This is a genomic window from Citrobacter sp. KTE30, assembly GCF_000398825.1.
GTDB lineage: Bacteria > Pseudomonadota > Gammaproteobacteria > Enterobacterales > Enterobacteriaceae > Citrobacter > Citrobacter freundii.
This window is the reverse complement of sequence record NZ_KB976055.1, coordinates 1512538-1536943: the sequence shown is the minus strand read 5'-3', so window position 1 is coordinate 1536943 and position 24406 is coordinate 1512538. Positions and strand designations below refer to the sequence as shown.

The following is a 24406-nucleotide window of genomic DNA, read 5'->3' as shown; positions in this document are numbered from 1 at the left end:
ACCTTTTAAAAGTGTTAACTACCGCAGAGAAAAAGATTCTGTAATTTTTACAGCCCACATCATAAGACTCATATTTATTAACATCTCATTCATTTCCAAGCTTGCAAACCAAGTCACATTTAACACGGTTGCACAAAGTTGCAACATAGTGGATATTTCTCGGTAACTATCAGACCCGTATTTCAGTACAACAGGAGTAAACGGCATGGGAACCACCACGATGGGGGTTAAGCTGGATGACGCCACTCGCGAGCGTATTAAAACAGCAGCATCACGAATCGATCGCACGCCACATTGGCTGATCAAACAAGCCATCTTTAATTATCTCGAAAGACTGGAAAATGACGACGCGCTTCCTGAACTACCGGCCCTGCTGGCGGGTGCCGCGAATGAGGGTGAGGAGTCAACCACGCCGCAGAATGAAGCGCATCAGCCTTTCCTGGAATTTGCCGAACAGATCCTGCCGCAGTCAGTTTCCCGCGCAGCAATCACCGCCGCGTACCGCCGCGCCGAAACCGATGCAGTGCCGATGCTGATGGAGCAGGCTCGTCTGCCGCAACCCATCGCTGAGCAAGCGCACAAGCTGGCGTACAGCCTGGCCGACAAACTGCGTAACCAGAAGACCGCCAGCGGCCGCGCCGGGATGGTACAAGGTTTATTGCAGGAATTCTCCCTTTCTTCACAAGAAGGCGTCGCGCTGATGTGTCTGGCGGAAGCCTTGCTGCGTATTCCTGATAAGGCAACCCGCGATGCGTTAATCCGCGACAAAATCAGCAACGGCAACTGGCAGTCGCACATTGGACGCAGTCCGTCACTTTTCGTCAACGCAGCGACCTGGGGGCTGTTGTTTACCGGTCGTCTGGTTTCTACGCATAATGAAGCCAGCCTTTCACGCTCACTCAACCGTATTATCGGCAAGAGCGGTGAACCACTGGTGCGTAAAGGCGTCGACATGGCAATGCGCTTGATGGGCGAGCAGTTCGTCACCGGAGAGACTATCGCCGAAGCGCTGGCTAACGCGCGTAAACTGGAAGAAAAAGGTTTCCGCTACTCTTATGACATGCTGGGTGAAGCGGCTCTAACCGCCGCTGATGCCCAGGCTTATATGGTTTCGTACCAACAGGCAATCCACGCCATTGGTAAAGCCTCAAATGGTCGCGGCATCTATGAAGGGCCGGGCATTTCTATCAAGCTGTCGGCGTTGCATCCGCGTTATAGCCGCGCGCAGTATGACCGCGTGATGGATGAACTCTATCCGCGTCTGAAGTCGCTTACTCTGCTGGCCCGCCAGTACGACATCGGTATCAATATCGATGCTGAAGAGGCAGACCGACTGGAGATCTCCCTCGATCTGCTGGAAAAACTGTGTTTTGAACCTGAACTGGCGGGCTGGAACGGTATCGGCTTTGTAATCCAGGCCTACCAGAAGCGCTGTCCGTATGTCATTGATTATCTCATTGATCTGGCTACACGCAGCCGCCGTCGCCTGATGATCCGCCTGGTTAAGGGCGCCTACTGGGATAGCGAAATCAAACGTGCGCAAATGGACGGTCTGGAAGGTTATCCGGTCTATACCCGTAAGGTGTACACCGACGTTTCCTATCTGGCCTGTGCGAAAAAACTGCTTGCGGTACCGAATCTGATCTACCCGCAGTTCGCCACCCACAACGCCCATACGTTGGCGGCGATTTATCAATTAGCCGGTCAAAACTACTATCCGGGTCAGTACGAGTTCCAGTGCCTGCACGGTATGGGCGAACCGCTATATGAGCAGGTCACCGGTAAAGTTGCCGATGGCAAACTGAACCGTCCATGCCGCATTTATGCACCGGTAGGCACGCATGAAACGCTGCTTGCGTATCTGGTGCGTCGTCTGCTGGAAAACGGCGCCAACACTTCATTCGTCAACCGCATTGCAGACACTACCCTGCCGCTGGATGAACTGGTAGCCTGCCCGGTCGAAGCCGTTGAAAAACTGGCGCAGCAGGAAGGCCAGGCTGGTCTGCCACATCCGAAGATTGCCCTGCCGCGTGACCTGTACGGTAAAGGCCGCGAAAACTCAGGCGGGCTGGATTTAGCTAACGAACATCGTCTGGCCTCACTTTCCTCCGCCCTGCTCAACAGCGCGCTGCAAAAATGGCACGCTAAGCCAATACTCGAACATCCGGTTGCTGACGGTGAAATGACGCCAGTCGTCAACCCGGCCGAACCGAAAGATATTGTCGGTTACGTGCGTGAAGCGACTCACAGCGAAGTGGAACAGGCATTGCAGAACGCAGTAAATAACGCGCCGATCTGGTTCGCCACACCGCCACAAGAGCGCGCCGCTATTTTGCATCGCGCCGCCGTTCTAATGGAAGGCCAGATGCAGCAATTGATTGGCATTCTGGTGCGCGAAGCGGGTAAAACCTTCAGCAACGCCATTGCGGAAGTGCGCGAAGCGGTAGATTTCCTGCACTATTATGCCGGTCAGGTCCGCGATGACTTCGATAATGAAACCCATCGTCCGTTAGGGCCGGTAGTCTGTATCAGCCCCTGGAACTTCCCGCTGGCTATTTTCTCCGGGCAGATTGCCGCCGCGCTGGCGGCGGGCAACAGCGTGCTGGCAAAACCAGCGGAACAAACCCCGCTGATTGCCGCCCAGGGTATTGCCATTTTACTCGAAGCAGGTGTACCGCCAGGCGTGGTGCAACTGTTACCTGGTCAGGGCGAAACGGTCGGGGCGCAGCTCACTTCCGATGAGCGCGTACGCGGCGTCATGTTTACTGGCTCAACGGAAGTTGCCACGCTGTTGCAACGCAATATCGCGACCCGCCTGGATGCTCAGGGACGTCCAATCCCGCTTATCGCCGAAACCGGCGGGATGAACGCCATGATCGTCGACTCCTCCGCGCTGACGGAACAGGTGGTGGTCGACGTCCTGGCTTCTGCCTTTGACAGCGCCGGGCAGCGCTGCTCTGCGCTTCGTGTCCTGTGTCTGCAGGACGATGTAGCCGACCATACGCTGAAAATGCTGCGCGGCGCGATGGCGGAATGCCGCATGGGTAACCCGGGCCGCCTGACCACCGATATTGGACCGGTTATCGATGAAGAAGCCAAAGCCAATATTGAGCGCCATATTCAGGCCATGCGCGCCAAAGGGCGTCCGGTGTTCCAGGCCGTGCGCGAAAATAGCGACGATGCGCGGGAATGGCAAACCGGTACCTTTATCGCCCCGACGCTTATTGAGCTGGAAAGCTTCGATGAATTACAAAAAGAGGTGTTTGGTCCGGTACTGCACGTCGTGCGTTACACCCGTAATAATCTGGGCAGCCTGATTGAGCAAATTAATGCCTCCGGCTACGGTCTGACGCTGGGCGTACACACCCGTATCGATGAAACCATCGCCCAGGTCACGGGCTCAGCACATGTGGGGAACCTGTATGTTAACCGCAATATGGTCGGCGCCGTCGTCGGCGTGCAGCCATTCGGTGGTGAAGGCTTGTCAGGAACCGGGCCAAAAGCGGGTGGGCCGCTGTATCTGTACCGCCTGCTGGCAAACCGTCCGGAAAATGCGTTAGGCATTACCCTTGCCCGCCAGGATGCAGACTACCCGGTCGATGCGCAGCTTAAAGCCGCACTCGTTCAACCGCTGGAAGCGCTCAGCGAATGGGCAACCGACCGTCCAGCACTGCGTGCGCTCTGCCAGCAGTTTGGCGAACTGGCGCAGGCCGGAACGCAACGCCTGCTGCCAGGACCCACCGGCGAGCGCAATACCTGGACGCTGTTGCCGCGCGAACGCGTTCTATGTATCGCCGATGATGAACAGGACGCACTGGTACAGGTTGCCGCTGTAACTTCCGTTGGTAGCTTAATCCTGTGGCCAGATGATACGTTCCATCGCGACCTGGCAAAACGCCTGCCAGCCGCGGTCTCCGGGCGCATTCAGTTTGCCAAAGCGGACAACATCGCCACGCAGCCGTTTGATGCCGTTATTTTCCACGGCGATTCCGATCAGCTTCGCGCACTGTGTGAAGCAGTGGCGGCCCGCGAAGGGGCGATTGTGTCGGTCCAGGGCTTTGCCCGTGGCGAGAGCAATATTCTGCTGGAGAGGCTGTACATTGAACGCTCCCTGAGCGTCAACACCGCCGCAGCTGGCGGGAACGCCAGCCTGATGACAATCGGCTAAGGTTGTGGTTAATTAAGGCTCCGGTAACGGGGCCTTTTTTTATGAAGCCAGAGGGAAGCATGAAACGAATCGTACTGACATGTGCAGCGCTGCTGCTGAGCGGCCAGGTGCTGGCGGATGACTGCGCCAACGCGAACACACAGATTGAGATGAACACCTGTGCGGCAGAGCAGTATAAGGCGGCCGACGCCAAACTTAATGAAACTTATCAGAATGCGCTGAAGCGCGCCGCCCCAACCCAGCGCGATTTACTGAAAAAAGCGCAAATATCCTGGATAACTTTGCGCGATGCAGACTGTGCGTTAATCAGTTCCGGCACCGAAGGCGGCAGCGTTCAGGCGATGATTTCCAGCCAGTGCCTGACGGATAAGACCAACGAGCGCGAAGCGTTTCTCGCCTCGCTCTTGCAGTGTGAAGAAGGCGATTTAAGCTGCCCGCTACCACCGGCCAGTTAACGCACGCGGATCCCTTCAATAATCATCCGCTGTACGCTCTCGACCGTTTGGTTAAAAAAGGCTTCATCACGCAGCGTTGCGCCTGTCACCGCCTCTACCTGTGGGGCAAAGTCGGCGTAGTGCTGAGTTGAAGCCCAAATCATAAAAATCAGATGATGCGGATCGACAGGAGCCAGTTTTCCGCTTTTGATCCAACCGGCAATCAGCGCGGATTTCTCATCAATTAGCGTTTTGAGATCCCCCTCCAATTCAGCCATCAATAAAGGCGCTCCGGCCAGCATCTCCATACAAAACAGCCGTGATGCCTGAGGGTAATCGCGCGACACTTCCAGCTTAAGGCGAATGTATTCTTTAATGGCCACCAGCGGCGCAAAGTCTTCGCGAAAAGCTTCTAATGGAGCCAGCCAGATGTCGAGGATCTGCCGTAAAACGGCAATATAAAGCACCTCTTTTGACGGGTAGTAATAAAGTAAATTGGTTTTTGACACGCCAGCCTGTTCTGCCACCTGCTCCAGGCGCGTGCCGTGGATCCCATATTGGGAGAAGATATTTAATGCCGCGGTTAATATGGCCTGGCGTTTTGCACTGACGGCCTGCGAACGCTTACCTGTTTTTTTCTCTGCGCGTTGGACCATGCGCCCTCTCCTTCTTGTGAGGGCATCAGCATACCAAATCACGCGGTGAATGGTTAAATTAAAGCGATTCCGGAGGCGCCTCTTGCGGCTGCGCTTTTTTCTTTTTGAACTTCAGCTCGCTGACCAGCACGCCAACAATAATGAATGCCGCGCCAAGCAATGCAAGTAGCGGTAAGCGTTCACCCGCCAGACGGCCAAAGATCCCCGCCCACACCGGCTCACCGGTATAAATAACCGTCGCGCGCGTCGGCGAAACACTACGCTGCGCCCAGTTCATGGTGACCTGAATAATCGCGCTGAAAATCCCCAGCCCCAGCGCCACCACCAGCAATCCGGTAGACATTGGCGGTACGGCCTCTCCGGCTGGTCCCATCGCAATAAACGCCACTATCGAAGCAGTTGCCAGTTGCACTACCGTTACCCGCCGTACATCCACTTTTCCCGCCCACGCGCTAATCAGGATAATTTCTGCCGCAATCGCCACCGCACCGGCGAGCGTGATCCACTCGCCTTCGCCTAAAGCCAGTAAATTACCTCCCGGTCCGGCAAGAAAAATCAATCCGAAAAAGGCCAGTACAATACCGACGCACGGCATCAGTCCAGGCATGCGCCCCAGACACAGCCATTGTAAAAGCGGTACCAACGGAACGTACATCGCGGTAATAAACGCCGATTTACTGCTGGGAATAAACTGTAGCCCCCAGGTTTGCAGGCTATAACCCAGCGCAATGGCGATACCGATTGCAACCCCTGCTTTGACTTCCAGCCATGTCAACTTATGCAGTGTGTGTAACGACAAAAGCGCGACCGCCAGTGCGGCAGTGGCAAAACGCACACCGACAAAGAAAAAAGGCCCGCTCAGGGTAACGGCATATTGCACCGCCAGAAACGTGCCACCCCAAAACATGGTGATCACAATGAGGATCGCTTCCTGAGGTTTAACAGAAAAGGAATAACGAGAGAGTAATGACATGAGATACCCGATTAACTGAATGTCATTAGTCTGCGTTGCGTTTTGTTACAGTTCAACCTTGCAGACAAAAAAAACCGCCGGAAGGATCCGGCGGCGGTGGCTACGTAACGTCTGTCTCTGACGCTCATCCGTCACGACATATCTGACAGATAGCCCGACAATTACGATTTGTTGTTGCCGTGGCTATTTTTGCCCCCTTTTTTGCCTGCCTCTGAAGCGCGTTGCGGGTCATTCTTAAAGTTGCCCCCGCTGTGCTGGCCACCTTTTCGACCTGCTTCTGATGCTCTTTCGCGGTCTTCCGCAAAGTTGCCGGAACCGCCCCGATGGTTTGCCATTACTGACCTCCGTCATTGATTAGACATCATATTGCATAGGTACTGAGGAGTGATACCTCACGCAGCGTTACGGGCGAGGCCCTGAAAATAACTGCGTGGGATTAAGCATAGTGAAGCGTGGACTGGGCAGACGCTAACTGTAATATCCTGCAACAGGATCAGGAGTGCCAAAGAAATAATCACCCTAAGAAATCAATAAGTCTTTCTTATGACTACCGAATTCAACCCAGTTAAATATGTATCATTTTGCTACAAAGCAGGTTGTTATAAAAATTGTTATAAATCAAAGAAGTGATTGTGAAATTTGCACTCCTGGCAGTACGTCATATCTTTAAAGGTAGGTAGCGAGTCGCTACGGACACGGTTAACTCGAGGAGTAGTGTAAAATGGCAAAAGTTCTGGTGCTTTATTATTCCATGTACGGACACATTGAAACTATGGCCCATGCAGTCGCAGAAGGCGCAAATAAGGTAGATGGCGCGGAAGTGATTATTAAGCGCGTACCAGAGACCATGCAGCCTGAGATTTTCCTTAAGGCTGGCGGCAAAACACAAAACGCACCAGTCGCAACCCCGCAAGAACTGGCTGATTACGACGCCATCATTTTTGGTACCCCCACGCGCTTTGGCAATATGTCCGGTCAGATGCGTACCTTCCTCGACCAGACTGGCGGGCTGTGGGCCTCTGGTGGTCTGTACGGCAAACTCGCCAGCGTATTCAGCTCAACGGGAACCGGTGGCGGTCAGGAACAAACCATTACCTCAACCTGGACTACGCTTGCCCACCATGGGATGGTGATTGTGCCTATCGGTTACGCGGCGCAAGAACTGTTTGATGTCTCTCAAGTTCGCGGCGGTACCCCTTACGGTGCAACCACCATTGCCGGAGGCGACGGCTCCCGCCAGCCAAGTCAGGAAGAATTATCTATCGCCCGCTATCAGGGTGAATATGTCGCAGGTTTGGCAGTAAAACTCAACGGCTAATCTTCAACAGGAGGATTCGAATGCCAACTCAAGAAGCGAAAGCCCATCGCGTCGGCGAATGGGCAAGTCTGCGCAATACATCGCCGGAAATAGCCGAAGCCATTTTTGAAGTCGCACATTATGACGAGAAACTGGCGGAAAAAATTTGGGAAGAAGGTAGCGATGAGGTACTCATCAAAGCCTTTGAAAAAACAGACAAAGATTCGCTCTTTTGGGGTGAACAGACTATCGAACGTAAAAACGTCTAGCGCTAAGACTCCCCCGCGAACACGGGGGAGTTTTTCTTTTATTTAGCCGCCTCATTCAGCACGCTGTCGAACTTATCTATCGGGCAAAAACCATCCGCATCTATCGGACATCCTTTCAGCTCAAGCGTTACGCGCTGCGCCGGGGATTTCAGCGTCAGAACGTCTGCATTACGCAACTGCAGCGAGCTCTGATACACATACTCGATTTTCATCAGATCACGATTTGCGTTGCTGTCATGCCAGCGCTGAAAGACAATCTTCCCGCCAATCGGCGTACGCTCGTTCTGATCGTGAAGCTGGTAGGGTTTGAAATCCAGCGCGGTGAGCAGCGAAGCGATGTTTGAGTCATGTCCCACCAGCACAGTTATTTTCGGTGCTTTCGCGCGTTCCGTAACCAGCGCATTATTAATATATTTCACCAGAGGTTTGGCGACGTTCTGCGCCACTTCCGGGGAGGTGAACAGGCTGTCCTGATAGCCATTTTTCAGCTTCGACAGAACCTTCCACTGCTGATCCGATTTAATCTCGCCCCAGGCAACCTTGTCCATCGGGAAGCCTTCGTAATACTGCAGCGTGAAGGCATCGACCAGCGAATTCCCCACCTTCAGCGGCCCCGATACGCCTGGCTCCTGCTGGTATTTCGCGCTGAACGTATCTTTGGCATCGGTCAGGGAACACTGCTGTTTTTCTTTACAGGATGGAGAGTCTTTGTAGTCGGTCATTTGCTCAAGCAACTGATAGCTATCGTTGAGCTGCATTTTACTACGCTCTTTCTCCATGGCCTGAACGGCCTGCTGGCTGAAGGCGGCGGAATCATCGGTGATCACCGGATTAAAGGTGGGATCCATGGTGCCCATTTTTTCCTGATGATGGACCGGAACGTCGCAACCAGGGAAGGCACCGGTGACAAAGAACTGCGCCGTAGCAACTGTACGCTGCAGACTGTTAGCATAGGTATACACCGTATCCGGTGCCGGACATTCGCCCGATTTCACCATCCCCTGCTCTGCCAGCCACTCTCGCATGTAGTGACCCATATAGACTTCCAGCACACCGCCTTTAGTAGTGAGTTGTCCGCCGGGGACATCCCATTCTGGCCATTCCTTGGGGGTGGACTGTTCAAGAACGCTGCCATTATTGGCTAAAGGTGCACGTAAGTTATGCCGACTCATCATCAATACTTGTTGAAGCTGATACCCTTCCGGCGCGGTCTGCGCCTGCGCGGCGGTTGACCATAATACAGCCCCTGCCACGGCTGCGGCGATTAACGATTTATTCATCCCTACGACCTCTTGTTGTTATCAATCACAATAGAGTGTGACAGAAATATGACATATTTCCGGGAACGCTTTCGCAAAACAGACCATCTAGCGTGTCGTTTTAACACCAAACTCGGTTTCGAGTTTACGAATGCCAAGAGGTGTGAAGATGACGTGGCGGCTGCCCTGTTCGGTTTTTATCCATCGCTGTTCACTGAACCAGCGCAGCAGCGTTGCGCCAAGCACACCACCAGGATGATAACGTCGCTCGCTCCAGTCCAGACAACCGCAGGTTAACTTCCGCCGGGATGAACCCGCCGCCAGGACAATCCCCATCTGGGCCAGCTTTTCCTGGCCAAGAGGAGTCAGCGTTTCACCATCCGGCGTTAACCACTGACGGGAAACCAATGTATCAAACAACCTCACCGCCACCTCTCCAGCCAGATGATCGTAGCAAGTTCGGGCATGCCGCAAGCTTAGCGGCGTAGTAATTTTTCGTGGTACGGATGTGCACCACGCCACGCCCATCAGGCGCTCCAGCAGTTCGGCGATATCGGGACTCGCAAGGCGAAAATAACGATGCCTGCCCTGCGCCAACGCCACAACAAAGCGTTGTTCGCACAGACGCGCCAGATGCGCGCTGGCGGTCGACGCAGACACATCCGCCACAGCGCTGAGCTCAGTTGCAGTCCAGGCGCGGCCATCCATCAGGGCGCACAGCATACGCGAGCGCGATTTATCGGCCATCACTGCCGCAGTGAGTGCCATTTTCGACTCCAGATCGCCCTCTTCTTCATGTAACATCACGGATGCCATAACGACCTCATTGACCCTGAATCTCTGAATTAACGATGCCATGAAAGTCGCGCAAAGTCACCGAACCGGTCACACAGCACGCAGCATCATCTCTGTACCCAACCCGACCAGACAAAACAGAAAACAGCGTTTAAACACGAGCGGAGAAATAACCCTTCGCACACGGGTTCCTATCCACTGGCCAATAAGTGCAGGAACAATGGCCAAAGCCGACAAGCTTAGGGATTGTACGGGCAGCGCGTTGTGCCACCACAGACCCAGCGCCAATGCTAGGGTCGAAAAGGTAAAAGAGATCCCGAGCGCCTGTACCAGTTCATCTTTCTCAAAGCCCAGGGACTGGATCCAGGGCACGGCGGGCATCACAAACACCCCGGTTCCGCCGGTCAATAAGCCGGTCACAAATCCAATAACGAGGGAGTACGGTTTTTCACGCTGCGGGGCCACCGCAATTTTCTTTCCTGCCAGCGTCCAGATAGCGTAGGCCACCAGCGCCACGCCGAGTGCAAACTGAGTTCGGGTGGTGTCGCCCCCGGTAATCCAGGCGCTGGCAAGCAGAGTCGCCACTACCACTGTCAGCAGCATTGGCCACAGTCGTTTGAGTAATTGGCGTGTATTTCCACCACCGCCAAACTGGAACAAATTGCTTATCAGCGAAGGCAACAGCAGCATAGCCGCCGCGGCAACCGGTGAAATAAGCGATCCGAGGATCCCCATCGCCACGGTAGGTAACCCCATACCCGTAACGCCTTTCACCATCCCGGCGAGGACAAATGTGGCGGCAATCATCATCACCAGGGAGGATTCAAATGCGTATACATTGGCCATTCTTTATTTTCCCACAAAAAAAGATAAGCCAGATTAAACGCAACTATGAATACTTGCTTCGTCGGTTGACGAAATATGCCATTCAATTATTCGCAGATAATCACTTCGCTGCGGATATTGCGTGCACAATATAAGGTTCCATCTGTCAAATACAATTGATGAAAGCGCGTGTTATCTGGGATGTTGTGTAAAAGGGAACGCTCAGTATCAATGAACTCTCGTTGTATCCGATAATGAACCGCATCATCAGTTTCAAAGGAAACGTATTCCCGTTTGGTATATGGTTTACTTTTTAATTTCACATACACAATGTATTGCACCGTACTGAATGTCAGTCCAGTTTTTGCAGCAATCTCTTTCAGATTTAGTGGTTCAGAAGACGTATAGAGTGTTTGTACCTGTTCAATACGTTTTTGATTGTAGGCGGATACCCGCAGGCTGAGTTTCAGTCGATACGCCATATTGCGCACAACCGTAATATTAGTGTGAAGCATCCCCGCAATCTGCTCCGTCGTGAGAACGCCTGCGTTTTCACGCAGGACGGCCAGACTCTCTTTATTCCACCTGAATGCCATATAGTGTTTCTCTTTGTATCGCGTTCATCGGGCGGCCAGTCGCGCAAACGTTGCATCTAACTCAGGCGGTTTCCGCATCCCCTGGTGTAATTCCAGTACACGACCATCCCTGTCAATTAACACAGAGGTTGGCGTGCCGATGACCTGATAGCGTTCCTGGGAAATCTTAAGCTGATCGCGGAGTACCGGGTAAGAAACCTGATGTTTCGCCAGTAAGTCATCTATGTTAACCGTTGCCGGATCGGTATTCACAGCCACGACCACAACGTTATCGCCCCACTTTTTACTTAGCGCTTCCAGCGCGTCCATTTCGGCAAGACAGCCACCGCATCCCGCCGACCAAAAGTTTAGATAAATAGCCTTTCCACGCCAGCGCTCAAGCCCAGCCTTCCCCCCCTGCAGGTCGAATGTTGCCAGCGCCGGGGCTTGCTGCCCAACCACCAACTTCTCTTCTTTACATCCACTAATCAGAACCAAAATGGCGAAAGTTAATACGTTAATCCAGCGCATGTTGATTAGCCTCCTCACCGTGATATTTGCCATGCTGCAAACGGATAATACGATCGGCAAATAACCCCAGCGCCGGATTATGCGTCACCATCACAATCGTGCGCCCCTGCCGATGCAGGTCAGTGAGTAGATCCAACACCCGCTGTTCATTCTCTTCATCGAGGTTACCCGTAGGTTCATCGGCAAAAATCACCGGCGGCTCATTGACCAGCGCCCGGGCAATGCACACCCGTTGCTGCTCTCCCCCAGAAAGTTGACTCGGCAGGTGCGTTACTCGATGCCCAAGACCGACTTGTTCCAGAACCTTCCTGGCCGCCGCTTCATCTACCACGCTATGGTAGTGTTGCGCCAGCATGATATTCTCCAGCGCGGTTAAAAACGGGATCAGATGAAACTGCTGGAATACCAACCCTATTTTCTCAGCGCGAAAACGGCGACGCCCCTCTTCATCCAGTGCGGCAGCATCAATCCCATCTAAAAACACCTGACCTTCTGTCGCGGTGTCCAGGCAGGTCAGAATATTCATCAGTGTCGTTTTACCCGAACCAGAAGCGCCCATAATCGCGACAAACTCCCCCTGCACTATTTGCAGGTTGATGTCATCTAAGGCGGTAACATCGCCGAACCGTTTATATAAATGGCGGGTTTCAATCGCCATTGATGGGGTCTGCACAACGGACATGGCGTTACTCTCCTTTCAACACTTTTGCGGGTTCGATGCTAACCGCGCGACGGACCGGAACAATCGCCGCCAGAATGGCGACCAGTAAAGATAATGTCAGGGTGATGGGCAGCACTGGCCAGCGTAGCGATATTGCGGCATTGAATACAGTCAGTCCCAGTAGTTGGGCCAACATGTACCCTAAGATCCACCCACAAACCACTGCAGCCAGCGCGATAATGCAGGTTTCAAGGAGAATTTGCCGGACAATATCACCGTTGCTGGCCCCCAACGCTTTTTGCAGCGCAAATTCCCTTGCCCGCTCACCCACAATGGCCATCAACGTGGTATTCACACACAAAGATGACAGCGCAAGGATCACAACCGATACCAGCCCCATTAACCCTTTTATTTTATCCAGTACCTGTCCTTCTGATGCGGAGACTTTCCGTATTGGACGGATCTCCAGTTCCGGGTATTGAGCCTGCAATCGGCTGGCATAGTTTTCCACCTGACCGACATCGTTACTGACACTCAGCAGCCCATGGCTGATTTTATCGGGCTGATGCAACCACGCCTGCGCCACTTCAAGACTCACAATTAGCATGTTATCTGTCGCATCACCGGCTTCAACAATGCCTTTTATCTGTAAGTTTTTGCGCTGATTGTGATCCACCAGGATGATGTTATCGCCCGGTTGGACGTTAAGACGCTCAGCCAATTTGATGCCAATCATCGCATTGCGATCGTCAAAGCTGACACCAATCCAATTCCCCTGAACCTGCCAGTACGGCACCAGCTTTTGCAAGGATTCAAACCACACGCCGACAATCACCACCTTCTCCAGCTCGGTACGCGCCATACCGTAAAGCCAAGGACTGGCTCCGTGAACCAGGCCTTGCGGTGCCTGATCTAAAATAGTCTGCAACGCTTGCTGCGGCATGCCGGAGCCATGGCCTGGCCCGATGTAGAAATTTGCGCCAAAGGTCCGCAATTCTTCACTCATTTTGGTATTGATGTCGAACCACACCGCAGATAGCGCGGTCACAATGGTCGCCCCGACCATCAATGCGGCAAATACTACGCTAACTCGCTGAAAACGCAGACGCAGTGCCCGCCATACCAGCAACCAGAGCATCGTACGTTTAGCGGCCATACAGCACCTCCACAGGATACAGGCGGGCAATACGGCGGGCCGGGAACCAGGTGCCAATCAGGGCAATCAGGACCGCAATAACCAATACACATGGCACCACAATCCAGGCAAAATTCAATGGCGCATCAAATAGCATCAGGCCAATCGCTTTCGCCATTCCCCATCCAGCAACACATCCCAATGCCCCTCCGGCCAGTCCACTGGACGCGGCTTCAAGATAGAACAACAGCATGATTTGCCACTGATGCGCGCCAAGCGCCTTCATCAGGCCGATCTCTTTAGCGCGTTCCATAATGGTGCTGGTCATAAGTGACGCAATTCCCATAGCCGAAGCTGCCAGTGCTGCGACGGTCACTACGGCCATCAGCAACTGAATTTTATCGATTACAACCCCCTCAGATGCAGCAACCTGCCACACAGGGCGAACTTCTGCACCGGAAATAGCCTCCTCCAGTTGATGAGCAATGGACGAGACATAGGCAGTGCAGTACCAAAGGTCGTACTCTTCAGCATTCAGTGCATCGAGATTTTCACGCGCCCGACGCGACAATTCATTTTCCGGCACCGTCAGCGCTGAGACACGAATGGCCTGTACTTTGCCGGGTAAATCCAGCAACGTTTGCGCCGTGCTCAACGGCATAACCAGTTGGTTATCCTCGTCCCCGCCGCTGGAGAGAATGCCGCTGACGGCCACATTCAACGTTGTATTGCTGGTACGGATCACCAGTTTATCGCCTGGCTTCCAGCCCGTTTGTCGTGCCAACGCATGCCCTACCAGTGTTTGAGGAGCATCACCAGCAGGCTCTTGCGGCCAGTGGCCTGTCACTTGCCAGAACGGGCTTACCGTTTTTTGCCCCGTCTCAAACCCTTCTTCATCTGGAATATCTACCGGTTGGCTGAAGAAGGTGCCGAGAATACGTACTTCTTTGCCGTTAACGTCGACATCACCGCCAAGCATAGGGGCAAAGCCGACAATGTTGTTGCGCCAGAAGATATCCTTAATGTTGGGGAGTTCCGCTTCATCAAGGAAATCCTGTCCTGATAGTGGATTACTGTTTTCACTGAAAAGTGCAGGAAGCGCCGCCTGTCCGGCAGGTTCAATCAAAATATTGGCACCATAGGACTTCAATTCTCTGGACATTTTATCGCCAATATCAATCGACACCGCCAGCAGGGCGGAGATAAGGCTGGACGCAAGAAAGACGGTCATAATAGCCAGCCCCTTGCGTCGGAGATTACGCCCCCAGGATTGTCGTAACATTCTCCACAGCATTGTTACTCCTCCCTCAATTCAGCAGGGACGAACTGTTCCGGGGTTTTACGGAAGCGATCGTAATTGGCCTCGGACGAGAAAAACCAGGTTTTGCCACCATAGCTGTATTTGTAGTCAGCAGAAGTATTGGTCAATGTGGAACCATCAACCGGGTCGGTCACCTTGATGGTCATGACCGTCGAGAAGTAATTCACGCCAGCAGCCAGCTCTTTACCTGGGATCACCAGCTCTTTCTCATCATTACGCCAGTTTTCAATTGGCACAGGATTGCAACCACCAGGTTTACCAATCGAAGGAATGAAAATGTGTACCCCGCATGCCACGCAGATAACCTGATTACCTTCCATCACGTAACCCTGATCGCCGCACAGTAGACAGGCATCAAAAACTACCCCCAAACGCAACTTGTCGGGATAACGGTTAATCACGAAAAAACGTACCGCTTTACCATCATCAGCCACCCAAACAAAGCGGTGCAGCTTGCCATCACGGAGTCGTTCTATTGGCAGATGAACCATGCCATCACTGGCAAGTTGTACCGGAATGGCTTCTGACAACTGCGGCGGTTGAGAGGCGACTTTTTCCCACCACAGTTGTCCGGCGATCACCACCACCGCACAACCTAGCGTGACCAGCCAAAGACGAAACGCATTTCGACGATGCGCCAGCGCCAGTCGATAAGCAATCGGCTCATCGGCTTTACGCGTCTGGCGGAACGCGCATAACAACGCCGGTACCCAGCACAGTGCCAGAGCAAGTAATAGGGCGGCCCCCAACCAGTTATACATCGCCGCGTTGTTTGTCACTTTGGCCACGAAACTCAATAGCGATTTCGCCAGCGGTAGCACCTGCAGTTTCATTAGCAGTAGCAACAAATTACCGCTTAATGGCAGCCAAATCATGACCATCAGAATCAGCGTCAACGGCCAGTAGAGTCCACGAATACGACGCAACAGCATGGCGCTCAGTACCCCAACCAGGCAGAGGATCGCAAATGCCAATAGCATTGCCGTCAGATTCAACAGCAGATCGGTATTTAGCACATGGGTGCTGGTTAATCCGCCGAGATTGGGATCCAAAGCCCAATGTCGGGCTGCGCCAAACACCAAAATCCCCTGCCACAGGTAGCGAATGCGCTTTGATACCCACCAGAAGCTCAACACAAACAGCAGCGTAATCATCACTTCTGTGCCAACCAGCAACAATTGCACTGGCTGCGAGCCACGGAGGGTAAGTCCCACCAGCACGCCAACGATTAAACCTGTGAGTAAGGTCCAGACGAGTGGGCGCAAAGAAGGGGGATCGATGCGACTCCAGAGAACCCCGGAGAGCAGCGCAATGCAGAAAAAAACCTGTAGCGTCGTGACAAAAAAATAACTCATAACATCGACTCTGTACGGCGGATTGAATGATGTAACTATCCAGGTACATCGATAATTTAGAGCCAGCCCATCAGGGGGATAAGTTCGCGGTCAGTTAAGACATGAGCAGCGCAAAACAAATCGTGGGTACACTTCGTACGTAAGATTGTGAGCACTGCCCGGTCCAAAATGGCAAATCAAGCAGCCTGATGGAAAAGCGCTTAGTTCAGGCCGACGTATTTAAATTCATAACTCACGTCAAATGGTTTCCACCAACGACCAACGCCGGTCTCACTGTCTGTATGACGGTGCATACCTGCTTTTGACGGCGGTTCGATGTGATAGGTCACTTTATAGTTACCCACCCCCATCATTTTGATGTTCGCACCGTAATGAGGGCCATCGCTGGCAACCATCGGCATGAACGTACCTTCTTGTTTTTCACCCGTATCACTGTTAATCAAGGTGTAACTGATAGTCAGATAAGGGATCCACTCGCCTGCGCCAAAACCATTTTTACTGCCTTCCACGGCATGAATATCCGCCTCAAGGTGAATATCGGCTTTTGCTGCCGGTAATCCCATGCCACGCGGTTCCATATCGATTGGCTGCAGGTAAACAGCGGCCAGTTCCATCTCATTCATGGTGACAGGCTCACCTGCCGGATACTCCTTAAAGGCAAACGCTGCCGGAGCAGTGAAAATACCGGCCATCACTGCACTGGCAATCAGGGTTTTCTTCATGGTCATCAGACATATCCTCTCGTCTCAAATAACAGCTATAGATTAGTTTTTATCGTTTCCCCAGGAACAGTGCTTTTCCTCCGCATCACCCACAGCGCCGCCAGCGCCGCAAGTAGCAATATGGCCTGCGGTAATAACGTTTCCACGTAGGGATAAATTCCCAACCAACTGATTTCGGGGAAGCCGTTAATCAACGTTGGCTGGAACAGCTTACCTTCCACCAGTTCCAGAACCCCTTTGCCCGCAAATACAAAGGCCATCAGGTACATAAAACTGCCGGTAAACATAAAGAACGGCTTCAAAGGCAGGCGTACAACCGAGTAGCGCATAATGAGCCAGGCGACCAGCAGAACAACACAGCCGATAACAAAACCTGCCGCAATCGCCATATGCCCAGAAATATCATTCGCATCCCCGATCAGGGCGTAGTAAAACAGCACGGTCTCCGCCCCTTCGCGGTAAACCGCCAGGAAACTGGTAAGCCACAGTCCAACCAGTGAACCACGGGAAAGTGAGTGGGACAGTTTCCCTTCCAGCCATGCTTTCCAGTGGCGAGCCTCGACTTTAGACAGTAACCAGTAGCTCATGAAGAACAGCATGACGACGGCAATCAGCATCGTTACGCCTTCCAGCAGTTCTCGGCTGGCGCCGGAATTCGTGAACAGGAGTTGGAATATCACAGCGGTAATGACGCTGGCGAATAATGCAACAATCACCGACTGGCGAATTAACGGAAGCTTATCCTGGTGATTGTTTTTCACCATATAAGCCACGATGGCCGCCACAATAAGCAGGGCCTCCAGTCCTTCGCGGACAATGATCATCAGGCTGTAGAGCAGCAGGCTCCACTGGGTTTCTACTCCTTCTCCCAACATCACCACCGCTTTTTGTAAATCCTGCTCCAGTGCGCTGGCTTCGGCGTTGAGTCTTTCCACTGGCTGACCCGCTTTCATCAGACTAACCAGACGCGTGAAGTAAGCCTCCAGCGAGGTTTTAAACGCCGAATCGCGAGAACCGATTTTGTTTTCCATACCGCTAGCTTCAAAGCGGTCAAAATAACTGTCTTGCACATCCAGAATGGCATTCTTCGCATCGCCCTCCTGGTAACGGGCAATCGCTTTCTGAATACTTTGATGGATACCCAACGAGACGGCAGCCCAGTCTGCGCGGGCTATATCATCCTGTGCCGTGGGCGTATTCCCCGTATTTTGCACCGCCGTGACCTGCTGTTCGTCACGGGTAGTAGGCAAACCAGGCAGAAGATCCTCAATATCCTGTAACAACGTAGTGACCTGATAAGAGACATCATTAAGGCGATCTGGCTCTGCGGTGAGCGCAATCAACGCAGAAAATTGCTGGTTAATCGCAGCAGCGTCTTTTGCCGATCGATTCTGTCTGACCGACATTTCCATCTCTGAGTTTTTAAAACCCTGATAGTGCGCTTGTTGAACGTTTTGGCTGGCTACGCTTAAATTCCCGGCCTGATAGTTATTTACTGCCTGGGCCAACAAATCGTCGATAACACGAAAACTCTCTTGCCAGTGTACGGCGATATCTGTCCTGGAAAACGCATTGTGCTGCTCTTCGGCAACCAGGCGATGTCCGCCATCTAACACAGGTTCAACTTCGCGCAGCGAGGCTTTGAGCCAGTCGATTTTAGACTGCACGTCAGAGAGCGATTTTTTTGCGCCAATCATGCGACGGATCTCACCAAAAGCGCTTTCCATCTCATAACTTTTGCTGGCGGAAATGTTGATTCGAATAGGACCTTCAAGGTTTTCAAATACCTCAAAGTAGGCCATTTGCACCGTTCGCCGCGCTTCATCAGTTTGTTGCTGAGAGTAAAGTTCTGCTGTTTTATCAAGACGTTGCTCAATATCCTCAATGAATGGAGCATAGTTTGTTGCGGCCCATACATGAAGGCTTACAAGCAAGCTACACAAAGTGGTCAGCAGGAAAACACAGAACTTACGCACGGTACGCATCCCGTAAAATACAAATGATAATTATTATCATTATCGATTTTAGCTTGCGTTGTACATGACCTGGATCATAAAAATGTCAACGGGTAACAAGTTATGTAAATTTATCTCATGAAAATGTGATGAATACGAAACTGAGACATTTGGGATTGATTAGTGATGCCGTCAATACAGGAGAATTTATCGGTGATATGGAATAGAGTTGCCCCATACTCACTGACGCAAATGAGGCCAACAGTGAGTATGAAGATAAACGTTATTTAAGACAAAAGTGATCAGGGAACTACTATATCAGGACCACGAGTAATCCGTTGCAAAAAACGGCCGTAACCCTGTTCGCCTGTCCAGTAGTTGATGCTTCTCTCAACCCCATTCGATGTCAGGGTCGCGCCAGAAATACCATCCACTGTATATTCATCGATATTCTCTGGTTTCTCCTGAGTTATTCTTAGCGCTGGCATCAAGTTATTATCAACCACTTTTTTACCCGGCCATTGCTTGCGCCAACTTTCATCTTCCACTCTGGCTCCCAAAAAAGGAGTTTCCCGCTGCTGATAGTAATACAGGTTTTTAACCGTACGTCCGTCTGGGTCAAGAGCCAGAAAGGCATACATCATTGACTTCGCACCCTCACCGAAAACAGGGAGTATAATTTGTTGAATTTTATTACTTTTATCTTTTACAAGATATACATCTGCAATAGTACAGCGCTGATGGATCTTCGCGGGATCATGTTCCGGAGCGAGTTTTTTACATCCCTGCGTCTGGACGTCATCAGCTACCCATTCACCGGAATCCAGATTAACCTTACGCGCTAAAATATAACGTTGATACAAATTTTTAATTGTTTTTTTATCGTGCTCATCTGATTTCAACAGGCCTGAAGCATGCAGAATGGCGGCATATTTCTCTTCACTGGTAGGTTCAGTGAGTTCCCCCTGATACATCATAAACCAGACAATAGCAGCAATAAAAATAAGGATACAAAAAAACATCATTGATATAACAATAACTTTACCCTTGCGCATTATTCTATAATCCCTGCGAGAAATAAGATATTTAAAACATCATCAGATATGCCATTATCCTTGTGAATTTGCAACTACAGAAAAAAATCAAAAATATATAACTATTAGTGTGTAGCTTTAGGATCAAATATCAGAACAACATGTTTTTCTTACCTTTTTATCGTAAAAAAATGCCGGGTTCCCCCGGCACAAATATCAGAATATTTTCGCCCACCACAGCCGAAGTTTCATGCCCCAGTAGCTGGTCCAGCCGCTGGTGGTTGATACCACCCGACCTTCTGACATCACCACCAACGTGGGCGTGACGCTAATCGCCCAACTGTGGGAAATAGCCCCATTCGCATCATTGATGACCGGAAATTCCACGCCTTTACGCAACAGCCAGCGAGATACCTCAGCTTCATTTCCGGAGCGTAACGCAATGGTCATCACATTTTCCCCTTCCGAGCGCAGCCTGGCGACTTCCGGCGTTGTGAAGCGGCATACGCCGCACCAGCTCGCCCAGAAATAAAGCAACACTGGCTCGTCTTTGCTGAGCGCCGCCAGCGTGACGGTTTCACCATCCAACGTTTGTAAAGGCGTACTGTCAAAAGAGGCAGGGAGCTGCGGCGCGCGCCAGGCATCCATCAGCAGCATCGCCCCCGCCAACAGAGCCAGTAAGATCAGCCCTTCGCGCAGCCAGCGGCGCAGTTTACTGAGCATTGGCCGCCGCCAGTTTTTCTTTTACCACTTCCTCAAGCGTTTCCCACGGCACCGCACCGGGAATAAGTTCATCGCCAATGATCGTTGCGGGGGTTCCCTGTACACCCACCAGTCGCGCCAGTTGCAGGTTAGTGCTCAGCGTTTCAGCACTTTGGGCGTCCAGCGTCACCGGACTGGCCCCCGCTTTTTCCTGCGCCTGTTTGATACTGACATCGGTATGGTAGCCCTTCTTCTGCATCAGTTTTTCATGTAGCGCCAGAAACTGCTGCGGATGCTGATGCCATGTCGTCAGCACGGTCCGCGCCGCCAGTTCCGAGCTTTCACCTTTAAACGGCAACGGTTTGATCACTACCGCCACGTCAGGATATTTCTGCACAATTTTTTCCAGCATTGGATCCAACTGCTTGCAGTATGGGCAGTTGTAATCGGTGAAGTTTATCAGGGTCAGTTTTGCCTGCTTTGCGCCAATCCGCGGGCTGTTGGGATCGTTAAACAGGGCTTCCTGAATTAATGCTTCAATTTGCTTTTCCTGTTCCGGGGTAAACGGCGCAGGTTCTTTCGCGATACTGACGGCAGAAAACAGGGTTAACAGCAGAACAATCATCATCTTCATGGGGTAACTCCTTTGGCATCGTTCAACGTTTGCAGTACCGCATCGCGGGTTAACAACGTGGGTAACACCTGGCCTTCCGGCAGACCGGGGCCATAAATTTGGTTATACGGCACAGCAACCTGGCCGCGTTTTTTTAGAAATTCGGTAATGACTTCAGAAGGGAGTGTCCAGTCGCCGCGCAGCGCCACCACATCCGGCTGTTGCAATGCGGCCTGTACGTCATCTTTATGCAAGACGTTGAACTTGTTTACCTTACAGGTGATGCACCAGTCTGCTGTGACGTCAATGAACACGCGCTTATGTTGCGCCAGCGCATCCTCAATAGCTTGCTCGCTTAGCGGTTGCCAGTTCACGCTCTCTTTGCCGGTGCTTTGCCCTACGAACCCGAAATGCGGGAGCAGCAACGTCGCAAGCCAGATAGCGGAACCCAGCATCATCACGCCGAGCAGACGCCGCAACATATTCATCCAGCGTCCTGGCCGCGGCAAACGCAGCGCCAGACCGGGACGCAGAGCCACCAGCAGCCACGGTAAGCTCATTCCCAGCCCAAGTGCGATAAACAATCCCCACAATGTCGGCAGCGAAGCGGTCAATGCCACCGCCACCGCCGTTCCAAGGAACGGGGCACTGCACGGCGTAGCAAGCAGCGTCGCAAATGCACCTTGCCAGAAATGTCCCGACAGACCGTTGCCGCCGTGAGTCGCCAGCGTGGTAGTCATCGCAGAAGGGAGTCGGAATTCAAACCACCCGAACAGGCTGGCGCTGAACGTCAGCATCACCAGTACCATCACGCCAATGAACCATGGATTCTGAAACTGGATCCCCCAGCCAAGCGCCTGATTGGTTAAACGCAGCACCGTCATCAATAGAGCCAGAGCCATAAATGAGACAAGTATTCCGGCTACCGATGCGAGGAACTGACGACGGACCTGGCGACGACTTTTTTCCTCGACCAGCAAAATCGAGCCCAGCTTCATGCCCAGAACCGGTAACACACAGGGCATCAGATTGAGGATCAAACCGCCCAGCAGCGCCATTAGCACCACTTGCCACAGTGGGAGTGAGGCGTTCTCAACAACCGGGGCTTCGCCAATCGCAAGACGACTTTCCTGGGCAACACCGTTATCTGCCAGCACCAGGGTGACTGACTTACCACGCAGATCCGGCGCGCCTTCTCCCCAACCGTCATGTACAGGTACCGTGGCGCGTAATGTCTCCCCCTCAACATGGATTTGCGGCATGCCAAAATCCGCATCATCAACAGCATCCAGATACAGCCCTGGTGCAGTCCAGCCTCCCGCACGGTGAGCCTCGACGACTAACTCTCCCGCCCGTGCGCCGGCGCTCAGAGCATCGGTCAGGCCGCTGGCAAGTGGGATCTGTCCCATCGCCTGAGCATAGTCATGTGCAAAAGTCGGGTCCTGGGCTGTGGGCGTTACGGAAAAAGGAAAATCCGTCAACAGGCAAACGTTGCTACAGGTGGATAGCGTCAAAACGCCGCTGAGCGTGGCGGGCGCTCTACCTCGCACCACCATCGGGAACGTCACCTTATCGTGATACCCCTGGGTAGTGATATTGGCGACCTCAAAACGAGCTGGGGTTGGCCAGAACCAGTCGACCGCAGGCATTTCCTCTTTCCAGGCGATAGCAGGCGCAACGCCCCCCTCGCCCGGAGAACGCCAGTAGGTTTTCCAGCCGTCCTCCAGTTTGACATCCAACAACAGACGGGTTTCACCGCCAGCGGACGTATCAGCGCGTAACCGCACGCTGGCGTGATCGTTATCGGGTGAACGCAGCCAGCCGGGTTCAGCCGCCCAGGATACGGGCAGCCATAGCAATAACAGACAGAGCAGTGTCTGCCTGAAAACAGTCATCATAGTTTTTCTCCGTGAATAATTATCTAACAGTCAGCAACGGCTGTTCTGTCATTCACGGAAGACGCAAAATCGGAGATGCACCCGGAGAGTGGGCGGCGAGATGGCTCGCGGTGGGAAAAAAGGTAGACGAAACGCCCGCACTGGCGCCAGCAACGACAGCAGCAGGCACAGCACCAGAATAGCACCTTCAAACAGTACGGGTGGCGCAGCCAGTAATGACTTCGCGCTCAGTTCACAAGGGGTAACGGGTGAGGCCTCATCGGCCTGCACTTGTGCGCTGGCGACAACGCTTGTAACGGCGGTATCCATCTGCAACGCGTGCAGACCCGCCATGCGTTGTGCGGTGCAAACCATCACCACAACACATGCCAGACAGAGGAACCACCATCCCATCCGTTGACGTTTCGCCATTATACCCTCACTCATTGATGCGAGTTATCTTAACCACTCGCCGGTTTTTGGCAACCTTTGCGCTGTAAAGTTATGTCCTGGCATCTGCTGGATATACCGCGATTTCAATCAGATTGAGATCGGGATCCCTGACATAAACCGAGCGAATTGGTCCTGTCGCACCGGTTCGTGCAACGGGCCCTTCAATAATCTCGACTCCATGGGTTTGAAACGTCTCTGTCACCTCTTCCAGTGTACGCGTGGTGATAAAACACAAATCCAGCGCCCCCGGCGTTGGCGCGTAGGCTTTAGGTTCAAACTCTTTTCCCCGAATATGGAGATTGATTTTCTGATTGCCAAAGACGAAGGCTTTCCGACCTTGTGCGAAAGTTTCCAACCTCATGCCTAAAAGCTCGACATAAAAACGAACGCAAGCCTCTTCATGATTGGTGGTTAGTACCAGGTGATCCAGGTGGTCGATCATAGTGATATCCATTTGGGTTGCTCGTCTCTGACACTTACCCTATTCATTCGCGCGCGACAAGAAAAAGACAATCTACAGGGGTATTTGCAGAACTTAGCGAAATACCTTGCCATTCACGCTTTAAAGGCGAAATGATAATTAATCATATTTTCGTCTTTGTTTATTACACTATAACATTGCTAAAAACACCCCTGAAAATATCACGGAAGTTATCATTCACTATTTACGAAGAATGCCAGAGAATATTTCAATGCCAGCACACAAATAATGCCCGCTACGTACTGATGCGTAAATGAAAGTAAGGGTCAGCGCATTTTCAGGGGATTTCCTTATTATATCCATACGCAATGAATA

24 protein-coding genes are annotated in these 24406 nt (G+C 52.3%); 4 read left to right on the top strand and 20 right to left on the bottom strand.

Features of this window, described 5'->3' with window-relative positions; translation table 11 throughout:
• The first annotated feature begins 205 nt into the window (after positions 1 to 205).
• Both putA and WC1_RS15710 read left to right on the top strand, forming a co-directional pair.
• Positions 206 to 4168, top strand: a complete 3963-nt coding sequence (gene putA, locus WC1_RS15705; RefSeq protein WP_016149904.1) for a trifunctional transcriptional regulator/proline dehydrogenase/L-glutamate gamma-semialdehyde dehydrogenase — start codon at positions 206 to 208, stop codon at positions 4166 to 4168.
• A gap of 59 nt (positions 4169 to 4227) precedes the next feature.
• Positions 4228 to 4623 (top strand): lysozyme inhibitor LprI family protein, encoded by a 396-nt coding sequence (locus tag WC1_RS15710; RefSeq protein WP_003832062.1) that lies wholly within the window; start codon positions 4228 to 4230, stop codon positions 4621 to 4623.
• On the opposite strand, the gene rutR is transcribed toward WC1_RS15710, so the two are convergent.
• The 3 genes from rutR to WC1_RS15725 all read right to left on the bottom strand — a co-directional run bounded on the left by rutR (position 4620) and on the right by WC1_RS15725 (position 6566).
• A complete protein-coding gene (gene rutR, locus WC1_RS15715; RefSeq protein ID WP_016149903.1) occupies positions 4620 to 5258 on the bottom strand; it encodes an HTH-type transcriptional regulator RutR in 639 nt (212 codons plus the stop codon). The genes WC1_RS15710 and rutR overlap by 4 nt on opposite strands.
• Before the next feature lie 58 nt (positions 5259 to 5316).
• A complete protein-coding gene (locus tag WC1_RS15720) occupies positions 5317 to 6231 on the bottom strand; it encodes a DMT family transporter (protein WP_016149902.1) in 915 nt (304 codons plus the stop codon).
• A 161-nt stretch (positions 6232 to 6392) separates the two neighbouring features.
• Positions 6393 to 6566: a con-10 family general stress protein gene (locus tag WC1_RS15725; RefSeq protein WP_003036022.1), complete on the bottom strand. Its 174-nt coding sequence runs from the start codon at positions 6564 to 6566 to the stop codon at positions 6393 to 6395.
• A 386-nt stretch (positions 6567 to 6952) separates the two neighbouring features.
• Here WC1_RS15725 and wrbA point away from each other — a divergent pair, with 386 nt between their 5' ends.
• Both wrbA and WC1_RS15735 read left to right on the top strand, forming a co-directional pair.
• Complete coding sequence (gene wrbA / locus WC1_RS15730) at positions 6953 to 7549, top strand: NAD(P)H:quinone oxidoreductase (protein WP_003832057.1); 597 nt, start codon at positions 6953 to 6955, stop codon at positions 7547 to 7549.
• Between the two features lie 20 nt (positions 7550 to 7569).
• Entirely contained in the window at positions 7570 to 7797 is a 228-nt protein-coding gene (locus WC1_RS15735) for a YccJ family protein (RefSeq protein ID WP_003036015.1), read from the top strand.
• A gap of 38 nt (positions 7798 to 7835) precedes the next feature.
• Here WC1_RS15735 and agp read toward each other — a convergent pair whose 3' ends face one another.
• The 17 genes from agp to WC1_RS15820 all read right to left on the bottom strand — a co-directional run bounded on the left by agp (position 7836) and on the right by WC1_RS15820 (position 24064).
• On the bottom strand, positions 7836 to 9077 hold the full coding sequence (agp, locus tag WC1_RS15740) for a bifunctional glucose-1-phosphatase/inositol phosphatase (protein ID WP_016149901.1): 1242 nt from the start codon (positions 9075 to 9077) through the stop codon (positions 7836 to 7838).
• A gap of 87 nt (positions 9078 to 9164) precedes the next feature.
• On the bottom strand, positions 9165 to 9872 hold the full coding sequence (locus tag WC1_RS15745) for an ArsR/SmtB family transcription factor (RefSeq protein ID WP_016149900.1): 708 nt from the start codon (positions 9870 to 9872) through the stop codon (positions 9165 to 9167).
• A 69-nt stretch (positions 9873 to 9941) separates the two neighbouring features.
• Positions 9942 to 10697, bottom strand: a complete 756-nt coding sequence (locus WC1_RS15750) for a sulfite exporter TauE/SafE family protein (protein WP_016149899.1) — start codon at positions 10695 to 10697, stop codon at positions 9942 to 9944.
• 86 nt (positions 10698 to 10783) lie between these two features.
• Entirely contained in the window at positions 10784 to 11272 is a 489-nt protein-coding gene (locus WC1_RS15755) for a hypothetical protein (protein WP_003036005.1), read from the bottom strand.
• Positions 11273 to 11296: 24 nt separating this feature from the next.
• Complete coding sequence (locus WC1_RS15760) at positions 11297 to 11782, bottom strand: TlpA family protein disulfide reductase (protein WP_003036003.1); 486 nt, start codon at positions 11780 to 11782, stop codon at positions 11297 to 11299.
• Entirely contained in the window at positions 11769 to 12464 is a 696-nt protein-coding gene (locus tag WC1_RS15765) for an ABC transporter ATP-binding protein (protein WP_003836817.1), read from the bottom strand. Before WC1_RS15765 ends, WC1_RS15760 begins: the two co-directional genes overlap by 14 nt.
• A 4-nt stretch (positions 12465 to 12468) precedes the next feature.
• Entirely contained in the window at positions 12469 to 13599 is a 1131-nt protein-coding gene (locus tag WC1_RS15770; RefSeq protein ID WP_016149898.1) for an ABC transporter permease, read from the bottom strand.
• Positions 13589 to 14872 carry an ABC transporter permease gene (locus WC1_RS15775; protein ID WP_003836819.1) on the bottom strand — a complete coding sequence of 428 codons (1284 nt, stop codon included), beginning with the start codon at positions 14870 to 14872 and terminating at the stop codon, positions 13589 to 13591. Before WC1_RS15775 ends, WC1_RS15770 begins: the two co-directional genes overlap by 11 nt.
• Before the next feature lie 2 nt (positions 14873 to 14874).
• Positions 14875 to 16254, bottom strand: coding sequence for a Fe-S-containing protein (locus WC1_RS15780; RefSeq protein WP_016149897.1), 1380 nt, complete (start codon positions 16252 to 16254; stop codon positions 14875 to 14877).
• Positions 16255 to 16454: 200 nt separating this feature from the next.
• The gene (locus tag WC1_RS15785) at positions 16455 to 16982 is read right to left on the bottom strand and encodes an iron transporter (protein ID WP_003035987.1); all 528 of its coding nucleotides are present in this window, start codon (positions 16980 to 16982) and stop codon (positions 16455 to 16457) included.
• Between the two features lie 29 nt (positions 16983 to 17011).
• Positions 17012 to 18961, bottom strand: a complete 1950-nt coding sequence (locus WC1_RS15790) for an FTR1 family iron permease (protein ID WP_032933625.1) — start codon at positions 18959 to 18961, stop codon at positions 17012 to 17014.
• A gap of 272 nt (positions 18962 to 19233) precedes the next feature.
• Positions 19234 to 19986, bottom strand: coding sequence for an NADH:ubiquinone reductase (Na(+)-transporting) subunit C (gene nqrC / locus WC1_RS15795; protein ID WP_016149896.1), 753 nt, complete (start codon positions 19984 to 19986; stop codon positions 19234 to 19236).
• A gap of 195 nt (positions 19987 to 20181) precedes the next feature.
• Complete coding sequence (locus WC1_RS15800) at positions 20182 to 20688, bottom strand: protein disulfide oxidoreductase (RefSeq protein WP_003035978.1); 507 nt, start codon at positions 20686 to 20688, stop codon at positions 20182 to 20184.
• Positions 20678 to 21301, bottom strand: coding sequence for a DsbA family protein (locus WC1_RS15805; protein WP_003035975.1), 624 nt, complete (start codon positions 21299 to 21301; stop codon positions 20678 to 20680). Before WC1_RS15805 ends, WC1_RS15800 begins: the two co-directional genes overlap by 11 nt.
• On the bottom strand, positions 21298 to 23178 hold the full coding sequence (locus WC1_RS15810) for a protein-disulfide reductase DsbD family protein (protein WP_016149895.1): 1881 nt from the start codon (positions 23176 to 23178) through the stop codon (positions 21298 to 21300). The genes WC1_RS15805 and WC1_RS15810 overlap by 4 nt, the downstream gene beginning before the upstream one ends.
• Positions 23179 to 23226: 48 nt before the next feature.
• The gene (locus WC1_RS15815) at positions 23227 to 23589 is read right to left on the bottom strand and encodes a hypothetical protein (RefSeq protein ID WP_003836824.1); all 363 of its coding nucleotides are present in this window, start codon (positions 23587 to 23589) and stop codon (positions 23227 to 23229) included.
• 70 nt (positions 23590 to 23659) lie between these two features.
• On the bottom strand, positions 23660 to 24064 hold the full coding sequence (locus WC1_RS15820; RefSeq protein WP_003035964.1) for a VOC family protein: 405 nt from the start codon (positions 24062 to 24064) through the stop codon (positions 23660 to 23662).
• Positions 24065 to 24406: the final 342 nt, after the last annotated feature.

Bases quoted from the DNA above. Each gene is read 5' to 3' on its own strand.
- rutR (WP_016149903.1), bottom strand. From the start codon at position 5,258: ATGGTCCAACGCGCAGAGAAAAAAACAGGTAAGCGTTCGCAGGCCGTC.
- WC1_RS15725 (WP_003036022.1), bottom strand. From the start codon at position 6,566: ATGGCAAACCATCGGGGCGGTTCCGGCAACTTTGCGGAAGACCGCGAA.
- wrbA (WP_003832057.1), top strand. From the start codon at position 6,953: ATGGCAAAAGTTCTGGTGCTTTATTATTCCATGTACGGACACATTGAA.
- WC1_RS15815 (WP_003836824.1), bottom strand. From the start codon at position 23,589: ATGGCGAAACGTCAACGGATGGGATGGTGGTTCCTCTGTCTGGCATGT.
- WC1_RS15780 (WP_016149897.1), bottom strand. From the start codon at position 16,254: ATGAGTTATTTTTTTGTCACGACGCTACAGGTTTTTTTCTGCATTGCG.
- WC1_RS15745 (WP_016149900.1), bottom strand. From the start codon at position 9,872: ATGGCATCCGTGATGTTACATGAAGAAGAGGGCGATCTGGAGTCGAAA.
- WC1_RS15790 (WP_032933625.1), bottom strand. From the start codon at position 18,961: ATGCGTACCGTGCGTAAGTTCTGTGTTTTCCTGCTGACCACTTTGTGT.
- nqrC (WP_016149896.1), bottom strand. From the start codon at position 19,986: ATGCGCAAGGGTAAAGTTATTGTTATATCAATGATGTTTTTTTGTATC.
- WC1_RS15720 (WP_016149902.1), bottom strand. From the start codon at position 6,231: ATGTCATTACTCTCTCGTTATTCCTTTTCTGTTAAACCTCAGGAAGCG.
- putA (WP_016149904.1), top strand. From the start codon at position 206: ATGGGAACCACCACGATGGGGGTTAAGCTGGATGACGCCACTCGCGAG.
- WC1_RS15820 (WP_003035964.1), bottom strand. From the start codon at position 24,064: ATGGATATCACTATGATCGACCACCTGGATCACCTGGTACTAACCACC.
- WC1_RS15735 (WP_003036015.1), top strand. From the start codon at position 7,570: ATGCCAACTCAAGAAGCGAAAGCCCATCGCGTCGGCGAATGGGCAAGT.
- WC1_RS15775 (WP_003836819.1), bottom strand. From the start codon at position 14,872: ATGCTGTGGAGAATGTTACGACAATCCTGGGGGCGTAATCTCCGACGC.
- WC1_RS15710 (WP_003832062.1), top strand. From the start codon at position 4,228: ATGAAACGAATCGTACTGACATGTGCAGCGCTGCTGCTGAGCGGCCAG.
- WC1_RS15770 (WP_016149898.1), bottom strand. From the start codon at position 13,599: ATGGCCGCTAAACGTACGATGCTCTGGTTGCTGGTATGGCGGGCACTG.
- WC1_RS15755 (WP_003036005.1), bottom strand. From the start codon at position 11,272: ATGGCATTCAGGTGGAATAAAGAGAGTCTGGCCGTCCTGCGTGAAAAC.
- WC1_RS15750 (WP_016149899.1), bottom strand. From the start codon at position 10,697: ATGGCCAATGTATACGCATTTGAATCCTCCCTGGTGATGATGATTGCC.
- agp (WP_016149901.1), bottom strand. From the start codon at position 9,077: ATGAATAAATCGTTAATCGCCGCAGCCGTGGCAGGGGCTGTATTATGG.
- WC1_RS15800 (WP_003035978.1), bottom strand. From the start codon at position 20,688: ATGCTCAGTAAACTGCGCCGCTGGCTGCGCGAAGGGCTGATCTTACTG.
- WC1_RS15785 (WP_003035987.1), bottom strand. From the start codon at position 16,982: ATGACCATGAAGAAAACCCTGATTGCCAGTGCAGTGATGGCCGGTATT.
- WC1_RS15760 (WP_003036003.1), bottom strand. From the start codon at position 11,782: ATGCGCTGGATTAACGTATTAACTTTCGCCATTTTGGTTCTGATTAGT.
- WC1_RS15805 (WP_003035975.1), bottom strand. From the start codon at position 21,301: ATGAAGATGATGATTGTTCTGCTGTTAACCCTGTTTTCTGCCGTCAGT.
- WC1_RS15810 (WP_016149895.1), bottom strand. From the start codon at position 23,178: ATGATGACTGTTTTCAGGCAGACACTGCTCTGTCTGTTATTGCTATGG.
- WC1_RS15765 (WP_003836817.1), bottom strand. From the start codon at position 12,464: ATGTCCGTTGTGCAGACCCCATCAATGGCGATTGAAACCCGCCATTTA.